Origin of the sequence: Mesorhizobium sp. M7A.F.Ca.CA.001.08.2.1, assembly GCF_003998455.1 — a bacterium.
GTDB lineage: Bacteria > Pseudomonadota > Alphaproteobacteria > Rhizobiales > Rhizobiaceae > Mesorhizobium > Mesorhizobium ciceri.
Map to the genome: position 1 here is coordinate 1 of NZ_RZPW01000179.1, position 9,275 is coordinate 9,275.

A 9,275-nucleotide genomic window follows, 5' to 3' on the forward strand; every position below is an offset into this window, starting at 1 on the left:
GCCTGACGCTCGGCATCCGGAGCAGCAACGAGGCCGTATTCGGCGAGCGGGCTTTCCGGGCCAACCATCTGGTCGTCGAGGAAGAACTCGACATATTCCTTGAGGCCGGGAACGACGCCCAGATGCGCCTTCTTGACGTAGAAGAACAGCGGGCGCGAGACGGGATACTTGCCGCTGGCAATCGTCTCGGTCGAAGGCACGATACCTTCCACGGTGGCGACCTTCAGCTTGTCGGCATTGTTCTCATAGAAGGCGAGGCCGAACACGCCGACGCCGGTCTTGTTGGAGTCGATGCGGGCGAGCGTCTCGGTATAGTCGCCATCGATGTCGACGGCCTTGCCGTCCTTGCGGATGGCAATGCAGGTTTTGCCGATTTCCTTGTCGTCGGCAACGCCGGCGGCCTTGAGAGCAGCCTTGTCACAGCCGGCATCGAGAAGCTTGGTCTCGAACACTTCGCGCGTGCCGTGCTTTTCGCCCGGAATGTAGGCGGCGATGTCCCAGTCGGGCAGCTTCGGATTGACCTGGCTCCACTTGGTGTTCGGATTGTCGACGAGCTTGCCGTCGACGACCAGCTTGGCCGCGAGCGCCTTGTAGATGTCGGCGGGAACCAGCGCCCAGTCCGGGCCCTTGATGTCGGTGGCGAAGACGATGCCGTCATAGCCGATCCGGACTTCCTGGACTTCCTTCACGCCGGCGGCGGCGCAGGACTTGAGTTCGTCCGCCTTGATCGGACGCGACGAGTTGGCGATGTCGATCGTGTCTTCGCCGACGCCCTTGCAGAATTCCTTGATGCCGGCGCCGCTGCCGCCGGATTCGACGACCGGGGTCTTGAAGTTGGTGAACGTTTCGCCGAACTGCTCGGCAACGATCTTGGCATAAGGTAACACGGTCGATGATCCGGCGACCTGGATCTGGTCGCGCGCGGCGGCGAAGCCGGACGACGCGGCGAGCGCAAGCGCAGCGGCCGACGCCGTATAGAGGAATTTCTTCATGTGGCCTGCTCCTGTTCGGAAGATGGTCTCTCGGCGCTCGTCAGTCGGCGCCCGCTGAGGCCAATAGCCTTCGATTATAACAGTCGCATGACAGTTTGATGTCACCCCGGTAACGCGTCATCGCGATGAGCAAAACGCCGCCTGGCCGGCACTGACCACGCAGCCCGGCTTTGTCCCCGGAATCAGAGACTTGCTCCGCTTGGGGCCGAGATTGGCCGGCGATTTGGGGTTAGCCGGCCTTTACGAAAAAAAGCCGGACGGGAGCGCGTTGCTCTCAGCCAGACGGTGTCATGGCCGGGCCATCGCCGAAAACAGGTCCGTTGGGGTAGGTTGACGCTGTCTCATGCCGGCGGTCGCTGCTCCCGCCCGTAACTGGAAAGGGAGGAATCGAACGCCGCCATTGTCTCGACTGGATACAACCTTTGATATGGTGCGATCGCACCATAGTCTTGGCCGCTGGCAGGGCGCGAATCTTCGCCGTATTTCCGGCACTCGGACAGGCAGGACCGGCCCTACCCGGCGTTGCGCTGAGCCTGCCGGCTGGCGCCGACCCAGCGCTCGACCTTCTCGAGCAGCGCCCGGGGACTGATCGGCTTGGGCAGATAGTCGTCCATGCCTGCCTCCAGGCAGCGCTCGCGGTCGCCCTTCAGCGCATGCGCGGTGACGCCGACGATCGGCACATGCGTGCCGGTTTCTTCCTCCAGCCGGCGAATGGCGGCGGTCGCTTCGAGACCGTTCATCTCCGGCATGGAGACATCCATCAGGATCATGCACGGGTTGAGCCGGCCGAAGGCGTCGAGCGCCTTGCGGCCATTGCCGACGATCTCGAAACCATAACCGGTCTCGCCGAGGATCTGGGTGAACACCATCTGGTTCACCTCATTGTCCTCGGCCACCAGTATGTCCAGCCTGTCGCCACCAGCCGCCACCGGTGGCCGCGGGCGAATCGAAGGCGGCTGCAGCAGCGCCCGCTGTTCGGACGGTGCCGAGGGCTGCGGCCGCGTCACATTGCTCGCAGCGACGTCGGCCGCGAGCGGCTGCGCGTCGCTGCCGCCAGTGTTGTGGCGATGCCGCTGGATGGTGGCGACCAGCGTTTCCAGCAGCACCGAAGAGCGCGCCGGCTTGATCAACTGGGCATCGATGCCGAGATCGCGATAGCTGGTGTTGGCGAGCGACTGGTCGACCGAGGTCAGCATGATGATCGGCGTTCCGGCAAGGCCAGCGGTGTTGCGCACGATCCGCGCCATTTCGGCGCCGCTCATTTCAGGCATCTGGTAGTCGAGCACGACGCAATCGACCGGCACGCCATAGGCGGCTGCGGCGATCAGCACCTTGAGGCCTTCGGCGCCGCTTTCGGCCGCGCAGGAATCGAACGTCCATGATGTCATCTGCTCGGTCAGGATCGCCCTGTTGACGGCATTGTCGTCGACGATCAGCACGCGCGCGCCGGTCACGTCGATCGGCATGATGCGTTGTCCGTTCTGCTGTCCGGCCCTCGGCAGCGTCACCGAGAACCAGAACGTCGAACCCTTGCCTTCGGCGCTTTCGACCCCGATGTCGCCGCCCATCAGCTCGACGAGCCGCGAGGTGATGGCGAGGCCGAGGCCGGTCCCCTCGTGCCGCCGCGTCGATGAAGTGTCGACCTGGCTGAATTTCTCGAACACCAGTTTCAGTTTTTCCTCGGGGATACCGATGCCCGTATCGGTGACCGAAATGGTGAGCTTCGTTCCGGTTGGAACCCTCTCGCCGGTGACGTCGACCAGCACATGGCCCTCATCGGTGAATTTCACCGCATTGCCGAGCAGGTTGGTGACGATCTGCCTGATGCGGCCGACATCGCCGATGAACAGGCTCTCGAGCCGAGGCTCGACACGTACGATCAGCTCGAGGTCCTTCTCCTTGGCGCGCGTCGACACCAGCGTCGCCACGTCCTCGATCGCTTCGGCAAGATTGAACGGCGCCGGATCGAGCACCAGCTGACCGGCATCGATCTTGGAGAAGTCCAGTATGTCGTTGATGATGGTGAGCAGCGCATTGCCCGACTTCACGATGATGTCGGTAAACGTCTTCTGCTTCGGGTCGAGGTCCGATTTGGCCAGCAGTTCGGCCATGCCGAGCACGCCGTTCATCGGCGTACGTATCTCATGGCTCATATTGGCGAGGAATTCCGACTTGGCGCGGTCGGCGAGCACGGCGCGCTGACGCGCCTCGCGCAGTTCGGCCTCCCGCATCTTCAGCTCGGTGATGTCGGTGGTCGAGCCGATCAGGTAGAGCGAACCGTCGGAGGCGATCATCGCGCCCTTGCGGGCGAATTGATGCCTGACGCTGCCGTCGGCCAGCGTCACCGTCTCTTCGACCTCCTGAGTTTCTCCGGTGCGCAGCACGGCGAGGTCGCCATTGACAAAGGCCTCGCCATCCGGCCCGAAAATCTCGATGTCGGTCTTGCCGATGGCCTCTTCCTTGCTGAAGCCCGTCAGATCGCACCAACCCTTGTTGACATAGAACTGCCGGAGATCGGAGCGCTTGGCGTAGATCGATACCGGTACATTGTCGATCAGGCTGCGGAACACCTCGTTCTCGCGCATGCTTTCTTCCAGCGCACGCTCGCGTGCCTTGACGTCGGTGATGTCGGTGCTCGAACCGACCAGATGCACCGACCCGTCCAGCGCCACCAGGCGGCTCTTGCGGGTCATCAACTGCCGAACCGTGCCGTCGCGATGGGTGACGGGTTCCTCGACCTCCTTGACGACGCCCGTCACGGCGACTTGCGTGTCGTCATGGCTGTAGCCATCCGCGTCCTGCGCGCCGAACAACTGCCGGTCGGTGCGGCCGATGACATCCTCCTTGGCCAAGCCGGTGATCGCGCACCAGGCCTTGTTGACGAATTCGATGCTCAGGTCCTGCGCCTTGATGAAGGCGGCCACCGGCAACTCGTCCATCACATGCCGGAACAGGTCGATCTGGCGCATGGAATCGCGCAATGCCGCCTCGCGGCTCTTGATCTCGGAGATGTCGACGCGAACGCCGATGAAGGTGCCGTCGTCGGTCCGCATGTCGTAGACCTGATACCAGCGGCCATCGGGATTGTGACGCTCGTAGGAGGAACTGGGCAAGCGGTAGCGGGCGAGGATCGCGTCCAGCCAGCGGTCATGATCGCTGTCGTAGAGCTGGTCGATTTGCGGATCGCCGCTGCTGCGGAAATAGCCGTTCGCATGACCCAGCACGAGTGCTTCGCGGAATGTACAGCCGGGCTGCCACGCCGGCTTCAAGGCCGGCAGCGTATCCTGGATCTTGCGGTTGGCGAAAACGAACCTGTCGTCGCGATCGTAGATGATCACGGCGGCCGGCAAGGATTCCAGCACGCTGGCGAGATGCTTGCGTGCGTCCTGCGCCTCCGTCTCGCGGCGCTTCATGTCGGAAATGTCGAACAGGAAGCCGGCAACGTAGTTGCGGCCGCTGGCCATGCCGACGCGGCTCTTCCGGACGATGCGCGAGCGGCTGGCGCCGTCGACCTCGAAATTCTCTTCCACTTCGTACGGCCGCCCGGTGGCAAGGACGTCACGTTCGCTCTGCTCGAAAAGCGCGACAGCGTTCGTTGGGAGGAAATCGCCGCCGGGCTTGCCGAGCATGGCTTGCGGCGTCTGGCCAAACAGAGCGGCGAACGCCTCGTTGACGAAGACGAAACGCAGATGGTCGTCCTTGACGAAGATCGGATCCTTGACGGCGTTGATCACCGCTTCCGCCAGCCGCGCTTTCTCCAGCGCGTCGGCAAGTTCGGCCTCCCGGTCCTTCATGTCGGTGACGTCGACATAGGAGATCAGCCGCTTCCCGCCGGCCAGCGGCGCCATCGACGATATCAGCGTGCGGCCGTCATTGCGTGGGAACTGCCGCGATCCGGCGATACCGGCCCTGATTTCCGCCTCGCGCTCAGCGATATGCCGCTGCCATGACGCGTCGTCGGAGCCAAACGGATCGATGTCGCGGCTGGCGTCCATCAGATCGCGGAAGCTGCAGCCGATCTCGGCGCGCCGCGCGTCAATCTGCCAGAAATCATAGAAAGCACGGTTGATGATCTCGGCGCGCATATCGGCGTCGAGCACGAGGACACCGATCGGCATCTGGTCGACCATTGTGCGGAGACTGGCGAAGGTCTCGGCATTCCTGGCATTGGCGCTTTTGATCTCCGCATCGCGCTGCTTGATCTCAGTGACCTCATAGTAGGTCAGCAGCCGCTTGCCCCCGGACAACGCCGTCACCGAAAACATCATCGTCCTGCCGTTGGCATGGACAAATTCGCGCGGCGCGACGGATCCGGCGCGAATCTCGTCGAGGCGAGTAGCGAGGTAGCGCTGCCATTGCTGTTCGTCGATGTCGCCATAGATGCCGCTGCTGCGGTTGAGCTCCATCAACAGGCTGAACGGAGCGCCGACGGCAACAGCGCCGTCCGGAATCCTCGAGAGGTCGCGATAGGCCTTGTTGACGATCAGCGTGTCGAGCCTGGCATCGAGAAGCACGACGCCCATATGCATGGCGTCCATCGTCCGCTCGAGGTCGGCCGGATGCTGGTCGGGCTCGCCGTCACCCGATGGTTCCCGCCCCAGATTTTTGAAGGCGCCGGCCAGAGCCGTGACGTTGCGGCCGATGCCGCGATAGCCGGCAAATCTTCCTTCGTCGTCGAACTTTGGAAAGCCTGACGTCAAAACCCAGCGACAGTCGGCGCTGCCAGCCTTGAGCTCGTAGACGAAGTCGCGAAAAGGCCGGTGCGCCTGCAGATCCTCCAGATGCGCCGCGCCACTGCGATCGCCGTTCAGGACCTGGTTGAGGAAGTCGAAGCGGAACCGGCCAAGCACGTTTGCCGGATCGATGCCGGTGGCGGCCTGGTAATTTTGCGAAAGCCAGGAGAAGCGCAGTTCGGCGTCCGTTTCCCAGACCCAGTCCGAACCGGCTTCAACGAGTTGGCGAAGCGCATCGTTCGAATCCATGCAAGAGGCGGACGATGAGGCATCGTCGCCATGCACTGTGGATCTGCGAGGCCCGCGCTTGCCGCGCGCGCCGATTGTTTCGTCCGCTTCCGCCATGCCGTCCCCACCCCGAAAACCAAGGCCGAACCCTCCTCCGCGGTTCGTCGGCGGAATCTGCCCGAGAAGCATTAAGGATCCGCTAACCTTAACGGTCGGTTGGACAGGATTGCGCGGCGCGGTCTGCTTCATTCCGCCCGGTTGTCGGCGGGGTCGAACCCGCTATATAAGCAACGGCAGGGGTATTGCTGATGCTTGGACGGATTGTGCCTTTTTTCATGGGGCTGGCGCTGCTTTTCGGCGGCGGTTGCTCGCGCAGTTATGACGGCACGGTCGTCATCCCGAGACCGCTTGATGTTCGGCGATTCTGGGATCGGCCGCCACCGAATGTCGACTATGGGCAATCCGAGGTCGAGAACGGCGCTTTTCCTGTGGCGCCGCAGCCGGACCGGCGTTTTTCCGAGCGCAAGGTCAGCCATGCCGCACCGAGACGGCACCAGACGAGGTTGCCTGCGTCCGCTTCCCTATCGGCGCCAGCGAAACCGCTGACCTGCAGGAACGTCAGCGAGCCTGGCAAGAGAGCTCGCATGGTCTGCGATTAGATCGGAGCGGGTCCCTAAAAGCGGGACCCGGTTTTCGGATGGGATGCGATCAAGACGCGATCCGCGGATAGCTTCGGTGACCTGGCCTCACAGTGAAGCAGCGCCCTTTTTCGGCTCCTTCGCACCGAGCTTGTCGAGTGCAAGACGAACCTGACGCAGATCTTCCTGCCAGCCGTCATCGTCGTCCATCGGACCCTCCGAGGCAGCCCGCTGCAGCCCACGCGCCTCGGATTCGATCTCGCGCAGTTCGGCGATTTTCTGTTCGGTGGTCAGCGAGTCATCTTCGACGATCTCCAGCACCCGCATTTCCCGGAACGTAGCCACGGCGTTTCTCCCGGCTGATGTCGATCACAACGCCGTGAGCGCCTCTCTGTTCCAGCCGGATCAGGCAACCGCATCGCAGCAGGCACGCCGCAGCCGGTGATCGCCAATTGGGGAAGCCGGCGATCATTCGGCCGGGAAAAACGCCGGGCCGACCACGCGCACCGACCGCTTGCCGGCCTCGATCGAAAGGTGCTGGGCGGCACCTGGCGCTTCGGCATCGATTCCAGGGACGGCCGCAACCGTGCCGAGATCCGGCTTCGCCGTCGGCAGCGGAATAATGGCATTGCGCATGTTGGCGGGCGTCACAGTCCTGGCTCGCAGTTCGGTGACCCGCTGGTAGTATCGCTTGACGTCGCATGCCTTGAAATTCGCATCATCGCGATATCTGAAGGCTGCCGGCAGTTCGGTATAAGGCTTGCGCGTGTCGAGCGCGACCATCTGGTCGGTTTCGAGGCTGGCATCGCTCAACGTGTAGAGGTCGACGCTGGGGTCATCGCAGATGTAACGGCATTGATCGGCCGTCTCCTTCAGATCACCGCTGGCGGCGAATTGCGACTTTGGCGCCGGGAAGAAATACCCGTCCGACAGACGCACGCAAAACAGCATCGCATTGCCGCCGAACGTGGTGCTCGCCGATTGGGTGCCGGGCGCGGCGCGCGCAGACCGTTGCTTTGCCGAAGGCGCGCAGCCAAGCGCCACGAGGCGCGCTTGCAGACCCGCCGTGTCGCGGCCTGAATTCCCGGCGGCAGCGATCCGGCGCTGCACATCCGAGCGGCTCCTGGCGAGATCGGCGCAAGCGTTGAAGAGACCACCAAGCGAACTTTTCGCCGTGCACTGGCGCTGTCTCTCGATAGTCTGGATGGCTGCAAGTTGCCGACGCAGTTGAGCAAGCTCCGGGTTCGCCCCGTTGCTGCGGCCACCCGAAAGCAACTGGCTTCTGATCGCGCCGCAGCTGTCCGCGTAGGACGAAAGCGTCCCGAACAAAACTGCCGCCAGCGAAATCAATGCGACCATCATGGAAGGCCAGAAACGGATCATCGGGACAACTCGGTCCTTTTTGCGGAGAACCCGGAATTACAGTCCATAAATTACACAAGCTTCAGCTATATGAGTAAACTCTAATTATCTCAAGAACTTCAGCCCGAGTAAGCTTTTGTCTATTGTATTATGTCATCTCGTGTAAATTCGATATTACATTTTTATTTCAAGATTGAGACGAACCTCGAAGGAAAGCGCAAGCCCGACCCTCGCCGCGGACCTGCAACGAAACGGACCGCCATTATCGCCAGGCGTTCGAAACCTTTGCCCGGTCTTCCGCGTTGAAGGACCAAAGGGAGAACGCAGATGTCGATCCACTTCACCGTCTCGGACCTGACAAGAAACCTGTTTCACTCGCTGGGGCTGGATCAGCGCGCGCCAAGGCCTCTCAATCCCGAACAAAGCCTGTTGCTGGAATGCTATCTGGCCGGTCAGGTTCCGGAATCGGCCTGGAACGACTACGTCTTCGAAACGCCCGATCTTGCCCGGCATGCCGCGGCAAGGCGCAGTCACCATTGAGCCGGCGGCGGGTGCCTACTTGGGAGAGGCGAATTGCAACGTGAACACGTTGCCGGCGATGCCTTGCGCCAGTTTCGCTGAGAAGGTCAGGGGCAGACAATTCTGCAAGGCGGTCGTTGCGGCGTCGACAAAGGACTTCTTCGCCTTGGCATCGCCTTCTACCTTGATGGCTGTCGGCCTCGGTGGGCCGATCAGCGTGCCGTCCCGCTTGAAGCTGAAGCTCAAGGTGACGCTGGCGGTTCCCGCTCCCGCCGGCGGTGTCCAGCAAGCCTGGATCGCGGCCCCGACATCGTCCATCGTGTTGAGTTCAGCTGCACTTGACGCATGAACAGCGCCCGCCAGCATCACGCCCGCAACCGCAATCCGTCTCGCAACGCTTTTCATCGCCAGCCCTCACGCCTGACCACGGTCCATCTGGGACGCTCAATGGATGGTAGGGCCAACGTCGGCAATGGCAATATCTCTCGGCAAACTTGACGCCGAAAAAGCGACACCTGACTGGGCTTGCGCGGTCTGATCGCTGCTCGATCGCGCCTGGCGATAAAGCAATGCCGGTTAAGTGTGAAACGGTTTTCCCGGAAAAGCGCATAACGCTTTTCCCTTGGGAATTGCGTCGAACAAAGCGTGCGAAAAGCAAAAGGCCGGCATTGCGCCGACCTTTCCTATCGCTGCGACGTTCTGCGCCAGTACATCCGTGGTCGCGGGCCGAAAGCGAATTGCCTGCAGTAGACAGGGCTTTGGTTAACGAACCCTTAAGCTCAGGCCTTGGCCTGGGACTTCAC

The 9,275-nt window shown here is 62.3% G+C and carries 6 protein-coding genes; 1 reads left to right on the forward strand and 5 read right to left on the reverse strand.

The features are described 5' to 3' along the window. From EN914_RS13205 to EN914_RS13225, 4 genes are all read right to left on the reverse strand, one after another. Nucleotides 1-992, reverse strand: a 992-nt coding sequence (locus EN914_RS13205; protein WP_127389111.1) for a substrate-binding domain-containing protein, incomplete at its 3' end; no start/stop codon positions are given. Between the two features lie 512 nt (nucleotides 993-1,504). Beyond that, the gene (locus EN914_RS13210; RefSeq protein WP_024503003.1) at nucleotides 1,505-6,070 is read right to left on the reverse strand and encodes a PAS domain-containing protein; all 4,566 of its coding nucleotides are present in this window, start codon (nucleotides 6,068-6,070) and stop codon (nucleotides 1,505-1,507) included. A 629-nt stretch (nucleotides 6,071-6,699) separates the two neighbouring features. Beyond that, a complete protein-coding gene (locus EN914_RS13220; RefSeq protein WP_013529265.1) occupies nucleotides 6,700-6,936 on the reverse strand; it encodes a hypothetical protein in 237 nt (78 codons plus the stop codon). 123 nt (nucleotides 6,937-7,059) lie between these two features. Further along, a complete protein-coding gene (locus EN914_RS13225) occupies nucleotides 7,060-7,974 on the reverse strand; it encodes a DUF2865 domain-containing protein (protein WP_024503001.1) in 915 nt (304 codons plus the stop codon). A gap of 306 nt (nucleotides 7,975-8,280) precedes the next feature. On the opposite strand from EN914_RS13225, the gene EN914_RS13230 reads away from it, so the two are divergent. Then, complete coding sequence (locus tag EN914_RS13230) at nucleotides 8,281-8,493, forward strand: hypothetical protein (RefSeq protein ID WP_013529263.1); 213 nt, start codon at nucleotides 8,281-8,283, stop codon at nucleotides 8,491-8,493. A 15-nt stretch (nucleotides 8,494-8,508) separates the two neighbouring features. Here EN914_RS13230 and EN914_RS13235 read toward each other — a convergent pair whose 3' ends face one another. Continuing rightward, a complete protein-coding gene (locus EN914_RS13235) occupies nucleotides 8,509-8,877 on the reverse strand; it encodes a hypothetical protein (RefSeq protein ID WP_013529262.1) in 369 nt (122 codons plus the stop codon). Nucleotides 8,878-9,275: the final 398 nt, after the last annotated feature.